Source organism: Cellvibrio zantedeschiae, assembly GCF_014652535.1.
GTDB lineage: Bacteria > Pseudomonadota > Gammaproteobacteria > Pseudomonadales > Cellvibrionaceae > Cellvibrio > Cellvibrio zantedeschiae.
In genome coordinates, this window is record NZ_BMYZ01000001.1 from 858,795 (window position 1) to 885,446 (window position 26,652).

The 26,652-nt window shown below is 45.4% G+C and carries 23 protein-coding genes; 16 read left to right on the forward strand and 7 right to left on the reverse strand.

Annotated features, from left to right (window positions below; translation table 11 throughout):
• The 9 genes from IE104_RS03845 to tadA all read left to right on the forward strand — a co-directional run bounded on the left by IE104_RS03845 (position 1) and on the right by tadA (position 8,140).
• Positions 1-804 carry a hypothetical protein gene (locus IE104_RS03845; protein ID WP_189416163.1) on the forward strand — a complete coding sequence of 268 codons (804 nt, stop codon included), beginning with the start codon at positions 1-3 and terminating at the stop codon, positions 802-804.
• A 27-nt stretch (positions 805-831) separates the two neighbouring features.
• On the forward strand, positions 832-2,058 hold the full coding sequence (locus tag IE104_RS03850) for a toxic anion resistance protein (RefSeq protein ID WP_189416165.1): 1,227 nt from the start codon (positions 832-834) through the stop codon (positions 2,056-2,058).
• 26 nt (positions 2,059-2,084) lie between these two features.
• Entirely contained in the window at positions 2,085-3,128 is a 1,044-nt protein-coding gene (locus IE104_RS03855; RefSeq protein WP_189416167.1) for a putative urea ABC transporter substrate-binding protein, read from the forward strand.
• Positions 3,115-3,954 carry an ABC transporter permease gene (locus IE104_RS03860; protein ID WP_189416168.1) on the forward strand — a complete coding sequence of 280 codons (840 nt, stop codon included), beginning with the start codon at positions 3,115-3,117 and terminating at the stop codon, positions 3,952-3,954. The genes IE104_RS03855 and IE104_RS03860 overlap by 14 nt, the downstream gene beginning before the upstream one ends.
• Positions 3,951-4,844, forward strand: a complete 894-nt coding sequence (locus IE104_RS03865) for an ABC transporter ATP-binding protein (RefSeq protein ID WP_189416170.1) — start codon at positions 3,951-3,953, stop codon at positions 4,842-4,844. Before IE104_RS03860 ends, IE104_RS03865 begins: the two co-directional genes overlap by 4 nt.
• A 20-nt stretch (positions 4,845-4,864) precedes the next feature.
• Positions 4,865-5,401, forward strand: coding sequence for a DUF4166 domain-containing protein (locus IE104_RS03870; RefSeq protein ID WP_189416171.1), 537 nt, complete (start codon positions 4,865-4,867; stop codon positions 5,399-5,401).
• Between the two features lie 38 nt (positions 5,402-5,439).
• Complete coding sequence (locus IE104_RS03875) at positions 5,440-6,639, forward strand: CaiB/BaiF CoA transferase family protein (protein WP_189416173.1); 1,200 nt, start codon at positions 5,440-5,442, stop codon at positions 6,637-6,639.
• A gap of 732 nt (positions 6,640-7,371) precedes the next feature.
• Positions 7,372-7,617 (forward strand): DUF1653 domain-containing protein, encoded by a 246-nt coding sequence (locus tag IE104_RS03880; protein ID WP_189416174.1) that lies wholly within the window; start codon positions 7,372-7,374, stop codon positions 7,615-7,617.
• A 16-nt stretch (positions 7,618-7,633) separates the two neighbouring features.
• On the forward strand, positions 7,634-8,140 hold the full coding sequence (gene tadA / locus IE104_RS03885; RefSeq protein ID WP_189416176.1) for a tRNA adenosine(34) deaminase TadA: 507 nt from the start codon (positions 7,634-7,636) through the stop codon (positions 8,138-8,140).
• A 54-nt stretch (positions 8,141-8,194) separates the two neighbouring features.
• On the opposite strand, the gene IE104_RS03890 is transcribed toward tadA, so the two are convergent.
• Positions 8,195-10,432, reverse strand: coding sequence for an NPCBM/NEW2 domain-containing protein (locus IE104_RS03890; protein ID WP_189416178.1), 2,238 nt, complete (start codon positions 10,430-10,432; stop codon positions 8,195-8,197).
• 52 nt (positions 10,433-10,484) lie between these two features.
• Between IE104_RS03890 and IE104_RS03895 the strand changes: the two genes are divergently transcribed.
• Positions 10,485-10,625, forward strand: coding sequence for a hypothetical protein (locus IE104_RS03895; protein ID WP_189416179.1), 141 nt, complete (start codon positions 10,485-10,487; stop codon positions 10,623-10,625).
• A 24-nt stretch (positions 10,626-10,649) separates the two neighbouring features.
• A complete protein-coding gene (locus tag IE104_RS03900; protein ID WP_189416181.1) occupies positions 10,650-10,886 on the forward strand; it encodes a hypothetical protein in 237 nt (78 codons plus the stop codon).
• Positions 10,887-11,075: 189 nt separating this feature from the next.
• Here IE104_RS03900 and IE104_RS03905 read toward each other — a convergent pair whose 3' ends face one another.
• The 4 genes from IE104_RS03905 to IE104_RS03920 all read right to left on the reverse strand — a co-directional run bounded on the left by IE104_RS03905 (position 11,076) and on the right by IE104_RS03920 (position 17,102).
• Positions 11,076-13,559: a glycoside hydrolase family 9 protein gene (locus IE104_RS03905; protein ID WP_189416182.1), complete on the reverse strand. Its 2,484-nt coding sequence runs from the start codon at positions 13,557-13,559 to the stop codon at positions 11,076-11,078.
• A gap of 205 nt (positions 13,560-13,764) precedes the next feature.
• Positions 13,765-15,300, reverse strand: coding sequence for a membrane-bound lytic murein transglycosylase MltF (gene mltF, locus IE104_RS03910; protein WP_189416183.1), 1,536 nt, complete (start codon positions 15,298-15,300; stop codon positions 13,765-13,767).
• Between the two features lie 506 nt (positions 15,301-15,806).
• Positions 15,807-16,475, reverse strand: coding sequence for a hypothetical protein (locus tag IE104_RS03915; protein ID WP_189416185.1), 669 nt, complete (start codon positions 16,473-16,475; stop codon positions 15,807-15,809).
• Positions 16,476-16,673: 198 nt separating this feature from the next.
• Entirely contained in the window at positions 16,674-17,102 is a 429-nt protein-coding gene (locus IE104_RS03920) for a DUF2141 domain-containing protein (RefSeq protein WP_189416186.1), read from the reverse strand.
• A gap of 185 nt (positions 17,103-17,287) precedes the next feature.
• On the opposite strand from IE104_RS03920, the gene IE104_RS03925 reads away from it, so the two are divergent.
• Together IE104_RS03925 and IE104_RS03930 are read left to right on the forward strand one after the other, a co-directional pair.
• Positions 17,288-18,421 (forward strand): sensor histidine kinase, encoded by a 1,134-nt coding sequence (locus tag IE104_RS03925; RefSeq protein WP_189416187.1) that lies wholly within the window; start codon positions 17,288-17,290, stop codon positions 18,419-18,421.
• Complete coding sequence (locus IE104_RS03930; RefSeq protein WP_189416189.1) at positions 18,414-19,028, forward strand: response regulator transcription factor; 615 nt, start codon at positions 18,414-18,416, stop codon at positions 19,026-19,028. Before IE104_RS03925 ends, IE104_RS03930 begins: the two co-directional genes overlap by 8 nt.
• A gap of 6 nt (positions 19,029-19,034) precedes the next feature.
• Here the strand turns inward: IE104_RS03930 and IE104_RS03935 are convergent, their stop codons facing one another.
• Entirely contained in the window at positions 19,035-20,102 is a 1,068-nt protein-coding gene (locus tag IE104_RS03935) for a GGDEF domain-containing protein (protein ID WP_189416190.1), read from the reverse strand.
• 326 nt (positions 20,103-20,428) lie between these two features.
• Here IE104_RS03935 and purL point away from each other — a divergent pair, with 326 nt between their 5' ends.
• Positions 20,429-24,301 (forward strand): phosphoribosylformylglycinamidine synthase, encoded by a 3,873-nt coding sequence (purL, locus tag IE104_RS03940; protein WP_189416192.1) that lies wholly within the window; start codon positions 20,429-20,431, stop codon positions 24,299-24,301.
• Between the two features lie 64 nt (positions 24,302-24,365).
• On the opposite strand, the gene IE104_RS03945 is transcribed toward purL, so the two are convergent.
• Positions 24,366-24,971: an energy transducer TonB gene (locus IE104_RS03945; protein ID WP_189416193.1), complete on the reverse strand. Its 606-nt coding sequence runs from the start codon at positions 24,969-24,971 to the stop codon at positions 24,366-24,368.
• A gap of 409 nt (positions 24,972-25,380) precedes the next feature.
• Between IE104_RS03945 and IE104_RS03950 the strand changes: the two genes are divergently transcribed.
• Together IE104_RS03950 and IE104_RS03955 are read left to right on the forward strand one after the other, a co-directional pair.
• Positions 25,381-26,046, forward strand: a complete 666-nt coding sequence (locus IE104_RS03950) for a DUF3313 family protein (protein ID WP_189416195.1) — start codon at positions 25,381-25,383, stop codon at positions 26,044-26,046.
• Positions 26,047-26,139: 93 nt separating this feature from the next.
• Positions 26,140-26,613 (forward strand): MaoC/PaaZ C-terminal domain-containing protein, encoded by a 474-nt coding sequence (locus IE104_RS03955; protein WP_189416196.1) that lies wholly within the window; start codon positions 26,140-26,142, stop codon positions 26,611-26,613.
• The last annotated feature ends 39 nt before the right edge of the window (positions 26,614-26,652 follow it).

Consider the following 26,652-nt stretch of genomic DNA (forward strand, 5'->3'; position numbering starts at 1 on the left):
ATGAGTGAGCCATCAAATAATCAACCCGTAACACCAGAAAAAATGCCTGGCTTATTGTTGCAGCGTTCAATTGGCAGTCCTTTTGTTTTGTATCCCACTGCAACTGCAGGTATAGGTGCTGTTGCTGGTGCACTCTTTGGCTTCACCTTAATTCCCGGAGCTTTGTTAATAGGTGGTTTGGCTATAGCGGCGGGTGGGTTCTTAACAGAGTTTGGCTTTCGCCGCGATACTAATGTCAAAGCAATTATTCTTGCCGCAACCCGTAAAATGGAATTTGAGCGCGCACAAATTATTGCTGTGTTGAATAATGAAATTGACGATACCAGTTTGCCAAGTGCACGTAGTCAGCTGGACGATTTTAAACGCAAGTTTGAAACTTTTGTGGATGTATTGGATGACCGTTTTAACCCCGGCGAGCTTACGTTTATTCGCTACATGAGTGTTGCTGAACAAGTGTATTTATCGGGGTTGGATAATTTGCGCAATGCGGTTATTTCCAGCAAAGCGATTCAAACGACAGATGTCGGTGTCTTGCAAAGCCGTTTGGAAAAATTGGGTTCATCTAGTAACGATGATATTGAGCGGGCGGCGCTGAGTGAGCGTCTGCGTGGTTATGAAGAAACCAAAAAATCTATTACAGATTTAATCGTCATCAACGAAAAAGCCTTAACTGTACTCGATAGTGTGACGCAAAAACTGGCGCGTACGCAGGTTTCAAAAGGAATGGCCGATAGTGACACAGAATCGGCAATGCAAGAATTAGGGCGTATGGGCGAGATGTTGGCGCGCTACGCACAATCTTAAATTAAAGTTGAACAGGGGAAGACTCTAATGGCTGCTACTATCGAACAAGAAAAACCCGTTACCAATTTACAGGTTCTTACCAAAGAAATGATTGCACCAGAAATGGCTGTGCCTGCTGCGGGTACCAGCGACGAAATGGAAGCCGCTGCCAATAAAGTAGTTGATCATTTGTTTAAAGTGGATGTTCAAAATGAAACTGCAAAAGCTGCAGCGGTTAGCTCAGTGGAAACCATGGGCTTGCGTGCGCAGCAAGAGGCATCGCGTCGCTCACAAATGCTCAAGCAACCTATAGCGGTGCTGGCGCGCAATTCTGAAGATGGTGGCCCGGTGGCAAAATCTTTACTGGATTTGCGCGATCAAGTGGAGGATTTGGATCCCAACAAATACGATTTTTCTGCGTCTGGTATTCGCCGTTTATTGGGCAGCATCCCGGGTATAGGTTCACCCATTCGCCGCTACTTTTCGAAATTCCAGTCTTCGGAAGCAGTTATCGACAATATTGTTGCTGCGTTGGAAAAAGGTGGTGAGCAATTAAAGCGTGACAATATTACCTTGGCAGATGACCAAAAACATTTTCGTGAGTTAGCGGTCAAGCTTGCGCAAGCGGTTGCTTTTGGCCAATTGATTGACGCCAAGCTGGTAGAAAAGCTTAATGAAGTTTTAAAGGAAGATCCGCTCTATTCATTTATTGAGCAGGAATTATTATTCCCGCTGCGCCAACGCATTATGGATTTGCAACAACAACAAGCGGTTGCCCAGCAATCTGTGTTGACGGTAGAAGTTATTATTCGCAACAACAAAGAATTAATTCGCGGTGTACAACGCGCTCTGAATGTTACGGTTAATGCACTGAGTACGGCAGTTACGCTTGCACTTGCGTTGGAAAATCAACGCATCACATTGGAGAAAGTTAAGCAAGTCAATCAAGTGACTAACGATTTAATTGCAGGTACAGCGGCTAAGTTGCGCACTCAGGGAGTTGAAATCCACAAGCAAGCAGCATCAACCATGTTGGATATGGAAGTGCTTAAAAAAGCATTCCAGGATATTGCAGCTGCACTGGATGATATAGAGCGCTTCCGCAGCGATGCCTTGCCAGCCATGCAGCAGACAATTCAGGAAATGGATACCGCTAATATCGAAAACGCAGAGCGCATTGAAACTTTGATCCGTGGTCGCGAATCGCAAACCAAAATGGGCGTTGCGACAGATGAAGATATTTTTGAATTTATCGATAAGCCAAAAGCGGAATAAATTAAATAATTTAAAAGGAATAAATCATGAAAATATCACGCAAATTATTGTTGGCTGTTGCTGCATTTATGCTGTCTTCCAGCGCGCTCGCAGCAAATGCATTTAAAGTATGTTGGTCACACTACACGGGCTGGGAGCCATGGCAGTATGCGCAAGACAGCGGCATCCTTAAAAAATGGGCCGATAAAAACGGCATTAAAATTGATTTAACCTTGGTTAATGATTACATCGAATCAGTAAACCTCTATACAACTGGTCAGTTTGATGCATGCACCATGACCAATATGGATGCGCTAACTATTCCTGCGGCGGGTGGTGTCGATTCTACGGCATTAATTATTGGTGATTATTCCAATGGTAATGACGGCATAGTCGTGCGTGGTGGTAAAACTGTTGCTGATTTGAAAGGTCGCGATATATTAATGGTTGAACTTTCGGTATCACATTATATGTTGGCGCGGGCGCTGAGTTTAAATGGATTAAGTGAACGCGATGTAAAAGTCATTAACACCTCAGATGCAGATATTGCCGCTGCATTTGCTGTGCAGACAAAAGCTGCGGTAGTGACATGGAATCCACCTTTGCAACAGGTTCGCCAGCAAAAAGGTGCAACCCTAGTGTTTGATTCGTCAAAAATTCCCGGTGAGATTTTGGATTTAATGGTTGTCAAAACCAATGCAGATCCTCGCTTGAAGAAAGCCCTGGTTGGCGCCTGGTATGAAACTATGAAAGCCATGTCTGGCGGTGGCCAGACCCAGCGTAACGCAATAGCCGCTATGGCAAAAAGTGCGGGTGGTACTGAAGCAGAATTTAATGCCCAGCTGACAACGACCAATATGTTTTACGTACCGGCAGATGCAGCGAAAATTGCGCTTGATCCACAGCTGGTAAAAACCATGGATACAGTGCGAAAATTCAGTTTTGCAAAAGGTTTATTCGGTACCAATGCAAAAAATGTAGATGCGATTGGAATTGAATTCCCTAACGCAAAAATATTGGGCGATCCAAAAAATATTAAATTGCGTTTTGACTTGTCCATAACTGAGCAGGCACGCGATGGCAAACTCTGATCGAAAATTATTCTGGGGTGTGCATGCACAGCAACCCAAATGGCTGAAAATAATTTTAGGTACCTTGCCATTTGTGCTCTTGCTGATTGCTTATCTCTGGGCTGCGGATGTGCGCCACACAGAAAACCCGGACGACAAATTGTTGCCGGGTATCAGTCAAATGGTAGAAGCCATGTCGCCCTTAATGTTTGAAGAAAATCGCCGCAGTGGTACCTATGTATTTTGGGATGATAGTCTCGCGAGTTTGAAGCGTCTCGCGGTGGGAGTTGGTCTTGCCTATCTTGTAGCCCTGTGGATTGGCATGAATATGGGTGTCTTCAGCGGCATGGAATCCATGGGCGGGCCTTTTAGTACCTTTATTGCCATGGTGCCGCCTTTAGCCTTATTACCCATTTTATTTATTACGTTGGGTGTTGATGAACTCGCGAAAGTTGCATTGATTTTTATTGGTGCCGCACCCGTTATGTTGCGCGATATTTATTTGTCGACCAAAGCTCTGCCGCGTGAACAATTGGTCAAAACGCTAACCTTGGGTGGAACCGATTCGGCCTACGTTTATCGAGTCGTATTGCCACAATTGTTGCCGCGCTCTATTGATACATTGCGTTTGAATTTGGGCGCAGCCTGGTTATTTTTAATTGCAGCAGAGGCTATAGCGTCAACAAACGGTTTGGGTTATCGAATTTTTCTTGTGCGCCGTTATCTGGCGATGGATGTCATTATTCCTTACGTGGCATGGATCACCTTGTTAGGCTTCACGTTGGATTATCTTCTGCGCGTATTTAGCCGAAAAATATTTCCCTGGTATCACGGAGGTGGAAAATGAATTCTCCTCTGAAGTTACATCTGGAAGATGTCTATAAATCCTATGGCGAAAAAGTGGTGCTCGACAATATAGATCTTAAGGTTAGTGCTGGAGATTTATGTACCGTAGTAGGGCCAAGTGGTTGTGGTAAAACAACGCTGTTGCGCTTGCTGCTTGGGCAAGAAATTGCAGATGCAGGAAAAATTTTAATTGATGGTAAACCCGTTTCGCACCCCGATCCGGTACGCGGAATTGTTTATCAGAAATATTCGCTATTTCCTCATCTAAGTGTGTTTGACAATGTAATGCTTGGTTTGCGTCTTGGGGCTTCACCATGGTGGTTGCCGTGGCGGGATAAAACAGAAGATAAAGATTTTGCGATGCATATGTTGGAAAAGCTTCGCCTAACTGATGCTCGCCATAAATATCCCCACGAATTATCGGGTGGTATGCAGCAACGTGTCGCCATTGCGCAAGCTTTGGTAAAACGTCCACCGATATTATTGATGGATGAACCTTTTGGAGCGCTCGACCCTGATACGCGTGAGCAAATGCAATTGTATTTAATGGAGTTGCATGAAGAATTGGCGCTAACAATCTTTTTTGTTACCCATGATTTGGAAGAGGCTTGCTACATAGGTACACGTTTGCTAATGGTCTCGCAATATTATTCTGATGATCGCGGTCATGAGGATGGTGTGAGGCGCGGAGCAAAAATCGTAGCTGATCATTTGTTGCAAAGACAACCACTTGCAACAACGGTGAAAGATAGCCGCGAGTTCCGTGAATTTATTGCGGAGTTGCGCCAGACCGGTTTTAACCCGGCCAATAAGCAACATGCAAAAGAATTTAATTTGCGACATCCGCAATCGTTTCAAACGTTGACTGATGCAGAGCATGTTAGAACTTAACGAACGATGGAAAATCCTAAATGGATAATGTTTTTGCGAAAATTATTGGTAGTGATTACGCCTTATTGTCAGCCCCTGTTCGTGAGTTCCATGAGGTTCAGAATGCGGTCTACGAAGGATTTGCTGTTGTAAAGGGGTCAAATAATCCGATTTCCAGAATTGTACGCAGAATATTCAGTTTTCCCGTTCCTGCAAAAAATACTTCAGTGTCAATTCTTATAACTCGTACGCCTGAATTAGATCAATGGAGTAGGGATTTTGGTGGTAGAAAGTTTTCTTCTTCGTTCTCACAGAATAATGTTGGCAAGGTTTTAAGTGAGTCCTTCGGGCCATTTTATTTTTATTTTTCGCTCACGGTATCTGATAGTCGCCTGAATTGGAATTTTGAACGTTGGTCGTTAGGTGTACTTCCTTTACCAAAATTTCTTGGTCCTAAAATTAAATCGTGGGAGGGAGAGGGGGAAAATGGGGGATACCGTTTTTTCTCGGAAGCTCATTTTCCGGTACTTGGTCAGCTCATATATTACGATGGTACTGTTTTTAAAAAGACCACATAAGTAACGACTTATCTTAACTTCTATTTGAAAAGCTATTTATGAAAACATCTCGTCGCCCCTTAGATGGCATACGTGTTATTGAAATCGGCCAATTACTTGCTGGCCCTTTTGCGGGTTGTATGCTCGCGTATTTCGGTGCAGAAGTTATTAAAATCGAACCGCCGGAAGGTGATCCTATTCGTGGTTGGCGTGTGTTGGAAAATGGAACATCCCATTGGTGGCGCAGCATTGGGCGCAATAAAAAAAGTATTACCTTGGATTTAAAAAAATCCGAAGGTCAGCAAATCGCACGGCAATTAATTGATAAGGCTGATGTGGTGATTGAAAATTTTCGCCCTGGTGTTATGGAAGGCTGGGGTTTGGGGCCTGATGAAATCAAAAAGTCCAATCCCAAATTGGTTTACGCACGTATTTCCGGCTACGGCCAAACAGGCCCTTATGCAAGCAAACCCGGTTTTGCATCTGTATGTGAGGGTATGAGTGGTTTTCGTTACGTAAATGGTTTTGCTGATCAAGCACCGGTGCGTCCCAATTTAAGTATTGGCGATACAATCTCAGGTATTCACGCTGCGCTTGGTATTGCACTTGCGTTGCTTGAACGTGAAAGAAATGGCGAAGGTGAAGGGCAGGTGGTTGATGTCGCGCTCTACGAATCCATGTTTAATTTAATGGAAGCTGTGGTGCCCGAATTTTCAGGCGCTGGCGTGATTCGTCAACCATCGGGCACTACGGTTACGGGAATTGTTCCCACCAACACTTATCGCTGTAAGAACAGAAAATATGTTGTTATTGGTGGCAATGGTGATTCTATTTTTCAGCGTTTAATGGACGTTGCAGGTCATCCTGAAATGGCGAATGATCCGCGTATGGCTAATAATGCTGGTCGCGTAATTCATGAGGCTGAAATTGATCATGCATTGGCAACCTGGTGTTTGAGTAAAGACGCTGATGAGATTCTTGAATTGCTTGATAAAGCACGCGTGCCTGCTGGACCCATTTATAATGTGGAAGATATGTTTGCTGACCCGCATTTTAATGCGCGGGGGATGTTTGAGCAGGTTGAGATAAATGGCAAGCCGTTAAAGATTCCAGCGATATTGCCGAAGCTTTCGGAGACGCCGGGGAGGACAGATTGGCCGGGGGGAGAGGTGGGGAGTCATACACTTGACGTATTGGAAGGTATTCTGAATTTTAATGCTGGGGATATTGCTAAATTGAAAGAGCAGGGTGTTATTTAACTCTTTGTTTCGCCTCTTGGCGAGTCACTTTTCGTTCGGCAACTGCTCCTGCGTTGCTCTACCTCCTGCATCCATGCAGTCGTGCTTGTCCAACGAAAAGTAACCAAAAGGAAGGACACCCCATTCGTTCCTATTTCCCCGGTAACTGCTCCTGCGTTACTCTACCTCCTGCATCCATGCAGTCGTGCGCGCTTCAGAAAATTGCTGTCGTTCCGACGCGACATCCATGTCGCGTAGTCACTCAAGCGCACGTCCTGTGCGCTTGCCAACAATTTTCTTCCAGTGCTCGGGGAACTCATAAGGGGCCCCGTTTGGTGCCAAAAAAGAAGATCAAGTTTTTTAATTATTAAAAAGCTTTAGCTTTTAGCTGTACTACATCCCATGCGAGTTCCCCGAGCATCGCAGGAAAATTAGTGTAAAACGCACAAGAAGTGCGTTTTAGTGACGATGCGACATGGATGTCGCACCGGAACGACAGTGATTTTCTGAGAAGCACACGACTGCATGGATGCAGGAGGTAGAGCAACGCAGGAGCAGTTGCCGGGGAAACAGGAACGAGACGGGTCGCTTTTCTTTTGGATACTTTTCTTTGGCGAAGCACAAAATTACAGGATAATAATTTTGCACAGCGCAGCTGCCCGCAGGGTGAAAGCCATAGATGGCTTTCATGAACAAAAGTAACTCGCCAGCAGGCGAAAAAAACCTAAAAAATTTAAATTTGAATTATAAAACATGACTCTAAAACCCGGCCTATACCGCCACTACAAAGGCAATGACTACTACGTTTTCCAAGTCGCTCACCACAGCGAAACACGCGAAGCATTAGTTGTTTACCAATGTCTCTACGGCGACTACTCATGGTGGGTTCGTCCGCTTACTATGTTTACCGAAACTGTAGAAATCGGTGGCGAAATAATCCCGCGCTTTGCGTTTGTAAAAGAAATAAGTGCAGATGAAGCTGCGCAAATGAATAGATAGAGATGCAGAGGGCCCGATGACAGATGTTCAGCAATTAAATGACGAAAAATATATGCGTCGCGCCATTGAGCTGGCTGCGCAAGGCGAGCAATTGGGTGAAGTTCCTGTAGGTGCGGTGATTGTTTGTGATGACGAAATTATTGGCGAAGGGTTTAATCAACCCATTACCGGCCACGACCCTACCGCTCATGCAGAAGTAGTCGCTTTGCGTATCGCAGCTGAACGTGTTCAAAATTATCGGCTCGTTAATTCTACTCTTTATGTAACACTGGAGCCGTGCACCATGTGTGTGGGTGCTTTAATTCATGCGCGTATTGCTCGCTTGGTGTTTGGTACAACCGAACCAAAAGCTGGCGTTGTTGTAAGTCAGGCTCAGTTAATTGATTCCAGTTATTTTAATCATCGCATTGCAGTGCAGGGTGGTGTTTTAGCTGAAACGTGTCAGCATCAATTAAGTGATTTTTTTCGGCGCAGACGAGAAGAGTTAAAGCAGCAGAAGAATGAAAATAAATTGGTTGAGTAAATGAAAACTAATCAATGACTAATAGCCGGTCGGCTACTAGTCATTGATTAAATATTATTTCAGTGTGACTTTAGCATCGGCCCAATCTGTGTGATCAGCGTAGGTGCCGTTGGTTTGTCCTTCAGTAGTTACGAGTTTTAATTCAATAACATCACTAATATCAAGATCAACGGTTACGACTGGGTCGTTATCGTATTTGTCGCCACTGCGATACAACAATTTCCCATCACCATAAACAAGGAACTCTGCAGATGAAAGATGTTCTTTTGCATTGTCATCAATTCCAATGTCGCTGGTAAAACGCTTGGCCATTCCGTTGACTTGATAAACGATTGTGCTTGGTGCATGTGGCCCCAAACCTTTAGCATAAGTTTTTTCATCGAGAGACAAGGTGCCGCCACTGGTGCTTTTGTCTATCCCTATGGGACCCCAACCATTGGTCCAAGATTTCATGGCCATATCAGATAAATAAATTGTACCCGGGCCGGAATGAATATTTCTTCCGGTGGCGAGGGTGGCGACTTCCTGATTGCTCATTGCTGTATTGGATACGCAAAAATCAGTCATTTCCCCTTTGAAGTGATCATTGTAAGAACTGGTGTAACCAATACGATTAGGAAAGGGAAATGCGCTACCAATTTTAATAATGGGATTACCATTTAAACGTACGTTGCCGGTAGATACTGAGCCTTCGAGGATTCCATTTACATAGATTAATGTGGTGCCGTTTGTTTTGCTGCGTACTACCGCAATATGTTTCCAGGTGTTGGTTGTGACATCACTGCTTGATTGAACAGATACATTTCCTACGGTGAACTTCAAAGAGTCCGGGCCCGCACTGGTTCGCACACCACGCAATTCGAAACCTGATCCGTTATCGGCGCCTGCGTAAACTAAACCAACTCCCTCGGGAGTGCCTTCGGAAAATACCTGGTCAGACTTGATCCAAAAACTGATAGTAAAATCATCGCCTACGAGATTAGAAATTTTCAGGTAATCGTCTATACCATCGAAAATAAATCCGGAACCTGACCAGGTATTACTTTGATTGGCATTATTTATAATTCCGTGATTGCGGTTAGTACTTGTGTCATAAGCAAACTTGGCTAAAGGTGTTGTTAAATTAAGACAGGTTGAGCGACTGCTAAATCCACCGAAGGGCCCACCGGGAATCGCAGGAGAATTGCGATTACGTATTTTGAAACTATTTGCCCAGACCGGTTCACCGAAACCTGCGGTACCGCTCCATAAAAAACCATTCAAATAATCGCGATAGAAGGCCAACCAGGTTCCGAGGTTATCGGTATTGTCGCGGTAGTTTCCGACAATAGGTTCATCCGCGCCACAGTCGAGCATACCCGCACCTGTAGGAGTACACAGCTGAGTGATTTTTCTCAGATAACCTAAGCCGGGTTGTTCGAAATAGTAATCGAGCTGGTGCATAAATTCATGAACAGATCCACCCAGTTGCGCCATATCATTGCCAAAAAATAACGGACTTGAATCGTCAATAGGTACGTTACTAAAAGCACCATTAAAACCATTCATGGATACTGCAAAAGTCACGAGGCCGCCACCAATGGGCGCTGAGTGATTAATCAGTATTCCATCAAACCAACCTGCGTTAAGAATGATATCCATATCTTCTGGAATATCGGGCGGCGTTACAGCTCCACCATCTACAAAGCTGGTAAGAACGTAAGGAGATTCGTAGTAATAAACATTTAATTTTACGCGGCCATTGGTGTAGTCGTGAAAAAAGCGCGGCAATGCTGTCTCTGACCAGAAGCGTTGTTTTTGACGCGCGCTTGTTGATGTTTTTCGCTCGGGCATGCCCGGAATTTTTGATTCTGGTTTGGCGATGACTAATAAATTGAGTTCAGTTTTGGCTGCTGTGTCTGGCAATTTTCCAACTAGCATCCAACGTTGACCTGAATCACGTACACATTCCGCTTGCTTTGTATTTATTTCAGCAACACTGGATTTTGTGCTGAGCGATAAACATTTAGATTTCTCTCCACTAGAGCGAATTTCATAAATACCATTTCTGGTTTCTGAAGACAGCAGATCCATTTTGCTGGCGAGATTGAATCGCCAAAGGTTGGCGCTAGCTTGCATGCAGTTCGTCATAGTCAAAGTGTCTGACCCAAGATTGGATCGGCCAATACACCAATTATTATCTTGCGACACAATTTGATAATCGCTACCGCTAAGGGGATTAACTTCCCAATTCGCTCTAAATTGCGAGCAATCTGTTTGCACGAGCGCCGCACCTTCATCTGCAGAGTTCATAGCAGGTGCCAGGCACAAGTTGCTAAGCTCTGATTTAAATTGAATTGTGTTTGTGAAACTTCTGCGTGAGCTTGATGAGCTGGACGATGAATTCAATGAAGAAATTGAGCTTGATATTTTTGAGGAAGAACTGGAAGAAATTGCTGATGACGAACTCGATGAAGATTGTATTGAGCTGCTAGACGATGTTTGAGTAATAACGAGAGTTGATGAGCTTGTGCTACTGGACGAACTTGAAATAACCGTTTCAGAAAATTGTGAAGATTCGCTGAGGTTGGATAAAACGCTGGAGCTTGAATTGCTCGTGACAGCACTCGAGCTAGCGGAAGAGTTGATGTTACTGGAGCTGGTTGTTGCAGTGTTAACTGGAGCAGTTGTTGATGTTGAAGGGCTGGAGCCACCGCCACCGCATGCTTGTAATACCGTAATAAATGTTGCTAAAAAAAGCCAATGATAACGAGCCATCATGCATCCTTCTAGAAAAAATATTTGCCCTTATAGTTTTTTTCGCCATAAGTAATGAATTACTTTGTGCGATTTTAAGTGGGCGCAATTTTATCGGTTGGGATAGATATGGCTCAAGCTTGGTAAGCGGCTAATTTGTGAATTAACCGCCATTTACCAATAATGTTCTAATCAATTGTTACTCTTTCAACAAATCAGCAACTGCGTTCGCCAGGAAAATATGAACGGCGGCTTCGTCAACCACGTATTCATTTTCACCCCAGAAGAATGGCCAGTCTTCGTGATTCTCCGGATAATCGGGTTTTAACACTAGAACTCCCGGTACTACACCGCCTGGAATGAACGAGAAGTCTGCGCGGTTCATGCCGTATGCAACTTCTTTTGCATGAGTGCCTACGTTAGAAACAAAGGACAAATTATGCGCGGGGTGTGTGCCGTACAAATAAGTAATTCCTTTGAATACAGCTTCGCGATCAACCAAATCAGGGAATGCTTTGTGTAGGTAATAATTGTTTATCGCACCGCGAATAACAAAACTATTTCCTGCCCAACCACCTTCGGTAATAGTTACTCCGTAAGGGTTTTTCGCTTCGTTAACAGCCATTGCTTTTTTGTAGCCTTCTGCAAATTTGCGCATTTTTGCTGTGTAATCGCTGGGCATGTGTGGCATTGCGCGCATTAGCCAAGGCAAACGAATCGCGAAATCCATAGGTTTGGTTGGCAACAATTTTTCAATGGCTTTTGAATATTTTTGATCGCCGGTGGCAATTAGTAATTCAGTCGCTGCTTTTACCTTTTCATCTTCCAGGCGACCACCGGTGGTGTTGCCGTGATGGAATGAATCAGGTTTTGCTTTGGCATTTTCTTCGTCCCACACTTTTTTCGCGGTTGCTAAACATTCGGCAGCGAGTTCGTCGTTGTAACCTTTTAATGCACGGCTAGCCGCTGCAAGCGCTGCTATAGATCCGTAGTTCAATGGTGTGGATTTGCTGGTGAATGCCCAACGGTCGTCGAAGTTTCCGCTTTTAACGCCATCGGATTCGCCTTCTTTTTTGCTGGAATCATAAACCAGATTATCGGTTTTGGTGATGGCATCGCCAAGGTGCGTGTATTGATCAATATGTGCTTCCACTATGCCGTGGATCGCGTGGCCAACGGCGCGATGTTGAGCGATCAAGCCGAGAGTTCCATGTTCAATTTGTTGCAATAAATCGGGCTTGCCATCGGCAACATGCAAATCCACAAAGCGCTTTTTATAGTCGACAGAAGTTACATCGCGCTTGATACCAAAACGTTCCCAAGTATTTACCAAATTCATTACAACATCGTAATTGGTTTGCGTGCGTATGTCGTAATCGCCCGCGTCAAACCAACCACCAATATCCAAACCGGGAATGTGCTCGCCGGGTTTGTATGGAGTATCTGTTGTTGGGCCCTGGCGATAGAGGTCAAAATGTTCGTGATTAACGGGCGCTTGCAAAGCGTCGTCCAGGTGAGAAACACCGTGCCATACGCGATAAGCTTCGTTAACTGTCACGTGATCCATTTGGATTGGCAAATACATATCGAGGCTTGGGAACCATGCAGACGTATAAACATCTTTTGCGATACGGAAAGGGCCTGCTTGTTGATCTCCATAAACGATTTTGTAAAGGCCTTCTTCCTGAACTTTGCTGAAATCAAATTGGCGATATTCGTAACGCAAATATCTGCCCCAATTACCTAAGGTTTTTTCCAACACTAAGGTTTCCGAGCCATCTGCAGCGATTTTAAATAATTTTGCCGGTGGGTTGGTTTTGTCATTTTTATCCAGTTCAATCACAGCAACTTTTTGTTGTGCGGGGTGATAGCCCACTTGCGAATGGCCAATGACTGGCGTGCGTACCCAATCTTTAATCGTACCTGCATTCAATTGCCATTCGATAACTGCACCGCTTTTGCCAGCAGGAATTTTGCTGCGCACAACGAACCAACCGTTTTGTGCTTTACCGCGGCCATCATAAAGTTCGAGTGGAGTTGAATTGGATTCGATGCTAACTCTGCGCTCTGTATTATTTGGAGCCAGTACCAGATGCTTTCCGTTCGCTAACAAGGTTGGTTCAGCACTACCGTTAACTTCTTTTGCACCGCCGGGATAAATGGGGAAGGTGCCTGTTGTGGTGTCCATCATAAAAGCTTGATGGAAATAAGCGGAAGGTAAAAACTCCAAATTAAAACCGGCTTTGCCCTCCAGAGAAGCGGGTAAGGGTTTTGGAAGATTAACGGCAATGCGCACACCGGTTTCGTTTTTGGTGACCTTAATGGAGAAATCAAATTTCTCGTTCGGGTAATACATGAATGCTTCGATAGATTGTTCAGCGCGGTTAATTTTGCGCTCTTTAAACAGTGGGGTCATATCCCATTGTTCTGGTGTTGCGTTTAAGCGCACGTCACCGTTGGTTGCGGTACGTAAACCATGATGAATTAATTCAACACCACTGGTTTTGGAGTCGCTAAATAAGCCGTCGTACCAGTTGCTAAACACCATAACGTTTAGGCCCGGTTGTTCGAAATAATCTTTATCGTTCAACGTCAGTTTGGTTGAATCTGACCAAGTATATTGCGGCAGTAGAAATGCTAATGAGAATAAAGCGGCACTGAGATGCCGACGTGGAATAGACATGATGCGATCTCCAAGCGTTATTAGAAGTGGCTTATAGTCTATGTGATCATAAGTCGGTGAGATAACTCCTTTTACAAAAAATAACTGCTTGCCCACTCGTTGGGGTGAATCGTTTATTTTTGTAATCAAGCTTTACACAAAACGCGCCAATAAAAATGCCGCAACAAGTGCGGCATTTTTTGAGAACTCAAAATATTGAGCAGCTTTAAAGAAAAGAGAGGGATGAAGCGCTGCTCACGCGAAGCTGATTAAGCTTTTCCAGCGCACTTTTTGTTTGTGCTGTCTCGGTAAAATTTAATTCATCGCTACTGTTGCTGGTGGCGATACGCAATTGTTGTTGAGTTTCTTTGAATGCGAGGATTTTTTGATAATTAGTGATGTTTCTTACAAAAATAACCGGCTCCCACCCACGCGAATAACCATAAGTCGCCTTGGAAAAATATTCTTGCTTGGCTAGGAGGGGAAATACTTTGCTGACATCTTTCCAGCTGTTGGCGTCACCTTTTAAACGTCGGGTTAATGCACGCGCATCGTCCAAATGGCCGATACCTTGGTTGTAAGCGGCGAGCGCCATATATAGACGTTCCTCTTCGCCCTCAATACTTTTGGGGAGAGTATCCAACAAGTAGCGTAAGTATTTAGCGCCGCCGTAAATGCTTTGTTTGGGGTCATCCAAATTTTTAACACCCAACTCCCGTGCCGTATCTGGCGTCAACATCATAAATCCACGAACACCCGTGGGCGATTGTGCATTGGGAATCCATTGCGATTCCTGATAGCCCAGCGCGGCGAGTAACTGCCAGTCCAGATTGTATTGTGCGGCAGCTGCTTTAATGGTGTCTGCCCAGCGAGGGAAGCGCTTGTCGTAGCGCAGGCTAAACATCAACGCATCATCAGTATTAACTTCAATAAACTGTTCGAAGAAGTGCGATGAAATTTTAGCGAGCTCGCCATTAGCCTTAACCTTGGCGATATATTTTTCAGCCGCGTCGTAAAGACTCTTATCGCGCGATGGCTTGAAAGCCCAGGACAAAGGCTGAGCGGCATTCAAATCGAAGGCGACCTGGGTATGGGGATATGAGTAGCGGTGAATATCAAAAATAGCAGAATCAACAACAGCGTAATCCGCATGGCCGCGTTCAACCATATCGAGCAGATCCGTCATTTCCACGTTTTCTACCAGTTCCCATTGGATATCTGGCAATGATTGCTGGAGTTCTTGTAGCGGAACAGGAATAGAAGCCTTGTTCACCACCAATACGCGTTTACCGGCCAAGTCTTTAACGCTTGCAGGGGCTGTCTGGTTGCTGTTGTACACCAACTCCAGATTAAGCTTCATGAAATCTGAGGTGTAAGTGTAGTGCTGCTTGGTGGTATGGGCGTTGATTACGCTTGGGCTAGCAAGATCAAATTGTGGATTGTCGCTGTTGTCCAGCAAATCACTAATAGGTGCTTCATCTTTAATGACGAGCTTTACGCCCAATTCATCGGCAAAACCTTTGAGTAATGTATATTCAAAGCCTGTAATGCCTTCAGGGCCTTGGTAATGGCTGATAGGACCATTGCGGGACAGCACGCGCAATTCGCCTGCAGTGCGAACTTGCTCGAGCTTACTAGCGGGTGCACTGCGAACTAAAAGAGCAGTACAACAAATTAATAATATGGCAATTAATAAATTGGAAATGGAAAAACGTTTTACAACATTACGCTTTCGGCTTTCCATAATATTTAATCCGGCCATGGGGGAATCTCCGGTTTTTGAATTGCATCGCCCGAAATGGGAAATAACTTCGTATATGCACTCATGCCGAATCTAATCCATTACTGACCCGTGCAACATGGGGACCATGGTAAAGCCATAGGATACCCCTGCATAGCTTGTTTTCTGAGCAAAACTGGGGTAGTCACCTGGGTATAAAACAATCAAAAAAACGAAAAAATCTTTATAAACAAATGCTTATGAAAAGCTCTTTGCCTTGCTTCTCAGCATAAAAAAAGGTGAAAAAAATTGGATTTTTGTAGTTTCCTGAGCTACCAGAGCGAGTAAAAGTGGTCAAAACCAAGGTTTTTCTTAGATCTTTTTGTAAAAAACGGTGAAAAAAGTGCACAAAAACAGATCATTTGTCTGATGTTTCAAGTAAATGCGGGGCATTTGTTAACAAAAACAACGTACCTGGGGTTCCAGAATGAAACTTGACCCTCAATTCAAAAGCTACCGATTGAGCTCGCTTAATTGTGATACAAGCTTCAAGAATCAGAATTTGGGCTACTTGTAGTTTTTACACGATTGCTTCTGACAAAAAGATAAACAAGCACAACAGACAACACTGTACCTATGATGCTAGGTAATATTTGGCTCCAAGGTTGAAAGTCGCGTATTAAATTTCCAGAGGCAGCAGAAGCCGCCGCGAAGTAGTTGCCAACAATCTTGAATCCGTGGTCAACCGGCCAAATTTTACGTGTCCATGTTCTTACCCAAAAGTTTCGAGACAAGTCATATAAAGCGATAGCCGAGGTTATTCCCACGAGAGAATATCCCATCGTTGGGGACCAAGAGGCTGAACTATTTTTGGACATAAAGGTAAGCAATAGTGCGCCTGCACCTATGGCACAAACCGACATAGCATTGTCCATCAGCTGTGGACCTGTCGTTTTAATTTTGAGTGCACGAACACTGCTAAAGAACCCGTACCAAGCGGATAGGGTGATGGCGATCAATGCCGGTGGCGATCGAAAGAAAATTATTCCAATCAAGGCGCTGATCAATACAACCAAATAAAGCTTGGCATAAATACGGCCAGCGCGCTTATGCCAAGTTCCGCCTTTTTGGCTAATCAGGGGAATCAACCCCACAACGAGTAATAAGCCGCCGACAATAACATGAGTATATATATTAATTATTTGAAACAGACTCATTGTAGTTTCCTTGAGATTTAAATGGTTGTGTAGAATTTTGCCTTTAGATAATAGCAACGCCAACGACTACAAAAGTGAAGTAACCCAATAGCTGGCCAAGCTGCGCGTGCGAGTACCTTTCACAAGACCCAGTATAAAAAGCCACAACTATGGTGATTACCCTGCAACAGCATGGATGGAGACGTCACCAACAAGGTACTAGCGAAGGTGAATAGTGATATTAGTAGTGGAATCAACCGCAAATTTCGCCTCGGAATAGCTGGGTTGCCCCATGGCGCCACCGTTGTTGGAAAAGCCGTAACCCTCCTTGGGAATACCAATCAGGTTTTTATCAATAGAACCATTTTCGTTTTCGTCCTGAAACAATTTTATCGCGTAGTCCCCACTGGGCACATCAAAGTGGACGGTCATGGTCTTGTCTGTCACCGTCACTTTTTTTCCGCCAAAAGTGTTCTGGTTAGATTTGTAGGTAGCTTCTGAATTGTATAAAGCAATCATCATCACGCCTTTGGTTTTCTCAATGTTATCTATGGTGAGCACCAGGTCGTGAGCGAAACAATTAACAGAAAATAGACTGCTGGCAAATAAACTGCCGAAAAGAAGTGATTGTTTGGTGAGTTTCATCATTTAGCCCTGAGTTGTTTATTTAGGTTTGGAGAGATTAATGTTTAATTGGGTGTTGCGCGCGTGGAATCTGTCATGTTTGACGCGTGACAAATGGCATATGGCGAGCTAAGGGAGAGTTGGTTACTCTGGGAGGCTTCTAACTCGTGGCTCCGCCACCATAAGCAACCACCGATGCTGGCAATTGCATGAAATATATAAAAACAGAACAGCTGTTATTGACCTTGGCTGGAGTTACCACCTGGGCATTGGTCGCTTTAGTGGAGGTTAATGCCGTCAGGGGAAAGCCCTACTGGCATTGGATGGCAATTGGTTATGTGCTGTTTTTGCTCTTCTTTTTGTCTGTTGCCAGCGGTTATCTTCAACAAACTAGGCAGCAGCTTGGCAAGATGTTGCTTGTGCTGCAGCTTTCAATTGTTGCTGCACTCCTATTTGCTCATTCGTGGGTTGTCACCCCTGTATTATTAGTCATTTGGACGGGCTGCCTGCCGGATTTCTTCTCCCGTAAGAATGCCATTCTTCTAGTGATCTTAAGTGCGGTCGTTTTTTGTTGTAGTTTGAAGTTAGCCTGGCAGGGTAGGGCTTCGCTAATTATGGCCCTAAGCTATTTTGGGTTTCAGTTTTTTGCACTGAGTTCATCTTTTGCTCGCGTGAGTGAGCGTAGCGCGCGAGAAAATGTCGAACAGTTAAACCAAAAGTTGCAGGCCACGCGAATCTTGTTGGCGCAATCCAGCAGACAGGAAGAGCGCGTGCGTATTGCGCGAGATTTGCATGACATCCTTGGCCATCAATTGACTGCTTTAAATTTGCAGTTAGAAATTTTGCAACACAAGGTGCCAGAGGAATTGCGTGAATCAGTGCAACAATCCAAAAGTCTCGCCAAAACTCTGCTGGAGAATATTCGCCAGGTAGTTCGCGACCAGCGCAACTTGTTGTCGTTAGATATTCGTCAGGCTATACAAGGATTAGCGGCGAATATTCCCCAGCTTGGGTTAGATATTCGCGGAGAATTGCACCTGGATTCTGTGCAGTTAGCCGAGCAACTGGTGCTTTGCATTCAGGAAGGGATTAGTAATGCATTGCGACATGGGCGAGCCACACGCATAAACGTGCTTCTGCAGCAGCAATCAAATTCTATTCAAATTATGTTGGATGACAACGGCAATGGTTTGGCTGCTAGCACAGCTCATGGAACGGGTCTTCGCGGAATGCGTGAGCGTCTTGCAGTTTATGATGGCAGTGTTGAATTACTTGCGCTTGCAGAGGGTTGCCGTTTGATGATTTCCCTGAATACAGATACGAAGGAAGCTGCCCATGATTAAGGTTGGTTTGGTAGACGATCAGCAGTTAGTACGCGAAGGAATCGCGGGCCTTTTATCTCTATCCGGCAAAACAGAAATTCTCTGGCAGGCTGCTAATGGCGTCGAAGCGCTTGAAAAAATTTGCGTTGCTCCTGTTGATATATTGCTCGCGGATATACGCATGCCCACCATGGACGGCATAGAGCTTGTGCAAAAATTGCGTGAGCAAAATATTGCAGTTCCAATTTTGATGCTAACTACCTTTGATGACAGCGAACTTTTTGCGCGCAGTTTGGCTGCCGGAGCAAACGGCTTCCTACTGAAAGATGTTTCTCTGGAAAAATTAATTCACAGCATTGAGGCATTGGTTGCGGGTGGATTTATTACAGACAATACAGTGCTGAAAAAATGGCAACAAGAAAAATCACAACCGACTGTTTATTTGACTGACCGGGAGTTGCAGATTTTGCGTCTTTTGGTGGGTGGAATGTCTAATAAAGAAATAATGCACGCTGTGTTTTTAGCCGAGGGAACTGTGCGCAATCACGTCTCTAATATTTTAGCCAAGCTTGAATGTCGAGACCGCACCCAAGCTGTTTTGAAAGCACTGGAATTAGGGTTGGTCTAACGCAGGCTAATCAAGCGCTACCTGGTTGCGGCCTTTTAATTTGGCGTCGTAGAGGGCTTTGTCTGCACGTGTAATTAAACTCTCCAATGAATCATTTTCCCTGCGCGAGGTGACGCCACCTGACACTGTGAGTTTGCCTACCACGGGAAATTCTTCACTGCTAATAGAAGTGCGCAATCGTTCCGCAACTTTCATCGCGTCTTGCTCGGTGATTCCGCAAATCAATACCAGAAATTCTTCGCCGCCCCAGCGAATTAAATGACCATCGCTGCGCAATGCGCGGCTTACTCGTTCAGAAAATTGCTGCAACACCTTATCGCCTATCACGTGACCGTGGGTATCGTTAATAGGTTTGAAGTGATCGATATCTAGCATGATGATACTGCCGCTGGTACGGCTACGCATAAATTCATCCAGCAAGCGCTGGCCGCCCCAACGATTGTATTGCTGGGTCAAGGCATCGCGCTCTGCCAGGTTGTGCATGTGGAAATTAGCGTGTTGCAAACGCTCAAGCTGCAAGCGTGCCCTGCGTTGGAAAGGCAACAAAATGAATAAGAGGAAAATCGCCAGGCCATAGCTCATAAACATTTCGCGGCCGCGTGGCGTCCAGAGTTCTTCTTTATGCGTGAGCAAATATCCCAAAATCGGCAGGGCATTTAAGCTCCACACCAAAATCATGAAGGTAAAGGCGCGTCGTGGCGGCAGGAGTACCATCAACAATACGATTAAGATAATAAAGAAGGATGAGATGGGCGGGAAAACTTGTGTCAGCAAGACGTTGGCAGCGTGGGTGGCGTGCCAGGTGAAATACCAGGCAGGCAGTGAGAGCGCAATAATACCTACGCCAAAAGCTGAATAAACAACGCGCAAAATATGCTGCGGGCAACGCACCAGCCAAATCGCCATTATCAGATTGGATACCGCCACCAAGGGTGGGATGATCAAATCCATCAGTTCAGGGTTGGGTTCTACATAATGCAACACAGTGGCTGCAACAGAGGTAAGGCCGGTGAGCGCAAGCAAGGCAAGCACACCGCGGTAAAAGGTGCGCTCATCAGTAGATTGGTTATACATCAATGATCCATTAACCACGGATTGCAACGGGTTAGGGTAGCGAGTGCAATGCCGAAATACATAATTTGGTGCCAAGTATCTTATAGGCTCAGGGTAAAATAACAAGCAATCATTCCGGCCGGATTAGGCGAACCTTCAATAATGACGACAACTTGGCTTTTTATGGCCACTCTTGTGAGTTGCCTCATCTCTTTGTGGTGGGACAAGTGCGATCTTTACTCTCTTGGGGGTGATATGAATTCCTGCCAGCCCATAAATCCAGTACAATGCGCGCCTCGTTAATTCGCTCCTAAATTCACACCCCGACGCTTGAGGCTCAAATCACTATGCTGATTCTGCGTGGCGCCCCCGCTCTTTCTAGTTTCCGTACCCAAAAACTGCTGAACACTGTGCAACAACAGGCTCCAGCTGTAACCGGGATTTCCTCTGAATTCGTGCATTTTGCCAATGTGTCTGCGCCTTTGACTGATGCGCAAACGCACGTTTTGCAGCAGCTATTGACTTACGGCCCTAAGGTAGAGGGCGAAGTGAGTCATGAGGGAGAGCTTTTTCTGGTGGTTCCGCGTTTGGGCACCATTTCCCCTTGGGCATCTAAAGCCACTGATATCGCTAAAAACACCGGTTTGGATTCAGTAAAACGCGTAGAGCGCGGCGTTGCTTACTATGTGCAAGGCGCGATTTCAGCCGCTGAGCGTGCGGCTATTACCGCTATTTTGCATGACCGCATGGTGGAAACCGTGTTTGACCGCCTTGAAGCCGCGGAGCAAATCTTCTCCGCACAAGAACCTGCGCCACAAACGAGTGTAGATATCCTTGGTGGCGGTCGCGATGCCTTGGTTGCTGCGAATAAATCCCTCGGTTTGGCGCTAGCTGATGACGAAATTGATTATCTAGTTGATGCTTTTAAGGGCCTTAATCGTAATCCAGTTGATGTTGAATTGATGATGTTCGCCCAAGCGAACTCCGAGCACTGCCGCCACAAAATTTTCAACGCGTCCTGGACTATCGACGGCGTTGAGCAAGAGCGCAGCCTGTTCAAGATGATCCGCAACACCAACGAAGTGGGCGGCGATAACGTACTTTCTGCCTACTCCGACAATGCTGCAGTTGTCGTTGGCCACGAAGCAGGGCGTTTTTATCCGAACCCTGAAACCAAAGCTTACGAATACAACCAACAGCCTATTCATCTATTAATGAAGGTTGAAACCCACAACCACCCAACTGCGATTTCACCTTTTTCGGGTGCCGGTACTGGTTCTGGTGGTGAGATTCGCGACGAAGGCGCAGTAGGTCGTGGCTCCAAGCCAAAAGTAGGTTTGAATGGCTTTACCGTTTCCAACTTGCAGATTCCTGACTTCATCCAGCCGTGGGAGCAGGACTATGGCAAGCCAGGTCGCATTGTGACCGCGCTCGACATCATGATCGACGGCCCACTCGGCGGCGCTGCCTTTAACAACGAATTCGGTCGTCCCAATATTTGCGGCTATTTCCGCACCTTTGAAGAAGACTTCGACGGCGAGCGTCGCGGTTACCACAAGCCAATTATGTTGGCGGGCGGTTACGGCAATATCAAAGCTGAGCACATTGAGAAACCACCATTTAAAGCGGGCTCAAAATTAGTCGTGCTCGGTGGCCCGGCGATGTTGATCGGCTTGGGTGGTGGTGCTGCATCCTCTATGGCTTCGGGTTCTTCATCTGAAGATCTCGATTTTGCATCCGTACAGCGCCAAAACCCTGAAATCGAGCGCCGTTGCCAGGAGGTTATCGATGCCTGCTGGCAGCAAGGCGATAAAAACCCCATCGCGTTTATCCATGACGTGGGTGCGGGCGGTTTGTCTAATGCCTTCCCTGAGTTGGTAAAAGACGGTGGCACCGGCGGCAAGTTCGAGTTGCGCAATGTGCCTAACGATGAGCCGGGCATGAGCCCCTTGGCGATTTGGTGTAACGAATCGCAAGAGCGTTATGTGCTGGCGATTAAGCCGGAAGATTTGGCGCGTTTCGAAGCTATTTGTCAGCGTGAACGTGCGCCTTTTGCGGTAGTGGGCGAGGCAACTGACGAGAAGCATTTGATCGTAAACGACAAACACTTCGACGCTAAGCCGGTTGATTTGCCCATGTCAGTTCTTTTCGGCAAACCGCCAAAAATGCATCGCGTTGCTGAAAAACACAAAGCGGCCGTGAGCGCGTTTTCGACAGAAGATATCAATATCAATGACGCCGCTGAGCGTGTGCTCAAGCATCCAGCGGTGGCGAGCAAAAGCTTCCTCATTACCATCGGCGACCGTTCGGTAACCGGTATGGTTGCGCGCGACCAAATGGTTGGCCCATGGCAAGTTCCCGTTGCAGACGTGGCGGTAACTACTGTGAGCTACGACAGCATCAAAGGCGAAGCCATGAGTATGGGCGAGCGTACTCCTGTTGCTTTGCTGGATGGCCCTGCATCTGGCCGTATGGCAATCGCAGAAGCGATTACCAATATCGCGGCAACTCGCATTGAAAAGCTCTCTGACGTAAAACTCTCTGCTAACTGGATGTGCGCTGCTGGCCATAAAGGCGAAGACGAGAAAATGTACCGCACCGTGCAAGCGGTGGGGATGGAATTGTGCCCTGAACTTGGCATCACGATTCCGGTCGGTAAAGACTCTATGTCTATGCGTACCGCGTGGCAGGAAAATGGTAAGAGCAAGGCCGTAACTGCACCTTTATCTTTGGTGATTTCTGCGTTCGCGCCAGTGGTGGATGTTCGTCAAACATTAACTCCGCAATTGCGTACCGACAAAGGCGCAACTGATTTAATTTTGATTGACCTCGGTAACGGCAAAAACCGCTTGGGCGGTTCTATCCTCGCGCAAGTTTACAACCAAATGGGCGATGTTCCTGCCGATTTGGATTCCGCTGCGCAACTCAAAGGTTTCTTCAATGCAATGCAAGCAAGTCTTGCGGCCAATGAAATCCTCGCGTATCACGATCGCAGCGATGGCGGTTTGTTCGCAACGCTCGCCGAAATGGCATTTGCTGGCCATGTAGGCGTTGATGTAGATATTGAATGTTTGGGCGACGATGCTCTCGCAGTTTTATTTAGCGAAGAGGCTGGTGCCGTACTGCAAGTTGCGAAAGATAAAACCAATGCTGTGCTAGATCGTTTCTTCGCTGCTGGTGTAACCCACGCGAAAGTGATTGGCAGTTTGAACGATGAAGACACGCTGCGTATCGCGCAAAACGGAAATACTTTGTTCGATCAATCGCGCGCTGTGCTGCAAAGCTTGTGGTCAGAAACCAGCTATCGTATCCAAGCGATGCGCGATAATCCCGCGTGTGCAAAATCTGAGTTCGAAGGCATTTTAAAAACTGATCCAGGTTTGAGCGTAAAACTATCTTATGATCAAAACGAAGATGTTGCGGCTCCTTTTATCAACACTGGTGTGCGTCCTTCTATCGCCGTATTGCGTGAGCAAGGTGTAAATGGCCAAGTGGAAATGGCCGCAGCATTTGATCGCGCTGGTTTTAAAGCTGTTGATGTTCATATGAGCGATTTGCTTTCAGGTCGCGTGTCTCTCAAAGACTTTAAAGGCCTGGTAGCCTGTGGTGGTTTCTCTTACGGTGATGTGCTTGGCGCAGGCGAAGGCTGGTCGAAAACTATTTTGTTCAACAACAAAGTGCGCGATGAATTTGAGCAATTCTTCCACCGCAACGACACTTTCAGCTTGGGGATTTGTAACGGTTGCCAGATGATGTCCAACCTGAAAAATTTAATTCCAGGTGCAGATCACTGGCCGCGTTTTGTGCGTAACCTTTCTGAGCAATTTGAAGCGCGTTTTAGTTTGGTACAAGTGCAAGAATCGTCATCCGTTTTATTTAAAGGTATGGCCGGTTCACACATGCCAGTTGCTGTTGCTCACGGTGAAGGTTACGCAGAATTTCCCAATGCTGATGCGTTAAAGGTTTGTAATGAGAGTGGGACTGTTGCTGCGCGCTTTATCGACAACCACCTGAATGCTACTGAAACCTATCCGGCTAACCCTAACGGTTCTCCTTTGGGTATCACCGCAGTTTCAAGCAAAGATGGCCGCGTAACTATCATGATGCCGCACCCTGAGCGTGTATTCCGCGCAGTGAGCAATTCATGGAAGCCGGATGATTGGAAAGATGATGGTGCCTGGTTGCGTTTGTTTAGAAATGCGCGAGTATTTGTGGGCTAATCGCCTGGCGGTACAAGTAAAAAAGGAGGCGAAAGCCTCCTTTTTTATTGTCTCAATATTTCAATTAACGTTTGGCATCCTCCAGGCGCCAAACCAATTTGGTTTGATGCCAACAGGGAACAGCTTTCTCATTTTCCATGCAGGGCGTGAATGCCCAATTACGTTTGGCGTGTTTGATGGCAGCTTCGTCTAGTCTGCTTGAGCCGCTCGAAGTAACCAATTCAACATTGCTCAAACTGCCGTCGGTATTGACCAGAAACCTTAAACCGGAAGCGCCTTGCTCACCTAAACGTGAAGCAGCGAGTGGGTAGTCTGGTTTGGTCGCTCTAATTAAGCGCGGTTTCGACATGGTCGCGGTCTGGATAATATCGCCACCGCCACGTTTGATAACTTGCGGCCCAGTATCACTTGCAAAATCAACCACTGGCAGATTCGTATCAACGATAATTTGTGTTTTATTGTCGACATTAGGTTTGGGTACGTCAATCGGTGGAGGGGGTGTAACTTTCTCCTCTATGGGAGCTACTTTTAATGGGACCAGCGGAAGTACATTAATTATTCGTTGCGCAAGCCCTGTGGTGAGAGCCCAAATGAGTAGTAGGTGGAAAGCAATAACAATAAAAATTCCGAGGGATCTTTGCTGGGTGTTTTGCTGAACATGATATGACATATTTTTGCTACCATTTTTAGAAGTTTGACCTGCAAGAGAAATGGTATTTTTGAATTAAACTATCCAGTACTGCGGTAGTTGTTTCTACCATTTCACGGAGTTTGTACCCAGACTTAAAACCGTCTGAGTAAATGGAGTATAGTCACTATCGGTAACATGCAAACATTTCTTTACATTTCGTTTATACCCTTTTTTCCTAACCTTGGGTTGTTTATACACACTTTTGGTGTCCAGCTACCTAAACCTTTGTTTAAGGCAAATTCGGCATAGGGAACAATCTTTAACAAAAAACATCTAACTAAAAACACTTTTCTTATGGATGTTATGATCCAATAGGTAACGCAAAAGGTATAAAAATTGTCGTCCACCGATTGGTGCGTTAAAAGAAAAAACTATGCAGGAGAGAGCCATGAAATCCCCCATTTTGTTAGCAATTTTAGTCGTGAGTTTGAGTGCTTGCGGCTACCTGAAATCCCATGAGAAAGCTACCCAAAGCGAAGCTTTGCAAGCGGGGCTGGTAGCGGTTCCAAAGCCACATTTTGATGCTTCTTATGCAGCGCCTAATACCAGCTTTGGGAAATACAAAAAAATTATCCTTAGCGATTTGGATCTTTCCAAAACTAAAATTTTTAAACCTAGCTCAACGCGTTCGTTTGATGAACCTTGGGAGCTGAATGATGAAGATAAAAAGTATTATCAAAAAAAATACGAGTCATCAGCGCAACGTTATTTGTTTGACGATGGGGCCTATTCTGTTGCAACACAACCTGCAGCTGATACGCTCTTATTGAAAGCAAAAATTGTTGATATATCTCCATTAGCATCAAAAGACGATTCCAAAGGTCGCCCGAATTTAATGGACGTTTATAGCGAGGGCTTTGGGCGCATGACCATTGCCTTTGAACTTTATGATTCTGTCTCGAATAAGCTAGTTGTAACAACTAGTGACGAACATGATCTTGGTACTATTTGGGAAAAAAATAATCGTGTGCAAAACAATTTTCAAATCAAGCTCGCGTTTGATTTTTGGATGAGAAGTTTGAAAGAAGAATTGGAATCACTTTCCAAAAAATAATTCGATTATAAGATTGGTGAAGCAAAGCCGGGCATAGCTCGGCTTTGTCGTTTTGGGTATACTGTGGTTACATGAATTAATCAGGTTTACACCATGTCGCAATTAGAAAACTTTCCTATCACAGAATTATCTGTAGGCCTAACCAAAACATACAGCAAAACACTTACAGAGAAAGATGTGATTTTATTCGCAGTATGCTCGGGCGATTTTAATCCAGTTCATTTAGATAAAGCTTACGCTGCGACAACGCCTTTCGGTGAGCCTATAGCCCACGGTATGTGGACTGGCGCGTTGATTTCTGCGGCTATTGCAACTCAATTACCGGGGCCGGGCTCGGTTTATCGCGGGCAAACTCTTACATTCAAGCACCCGGTAAAAATTGGCGATACTGTGACTGTCACTCTAAAAGTGAGTGAAATTAAAGAGCGGGTGAAAATCGTTACGCTGGAATGCGAAGCGCACAATCAGGATGGGAAATTAATTGCGAAGGGTATTGCAGAAGTGATTGCGCCAACAGAAAAACAAGTTATTGCAACGCCTGTGTTACCTGAAATTAATATCAAATAAAAATTAATTGTGTAAAAATAAAAAAGCGCATAGATCTAT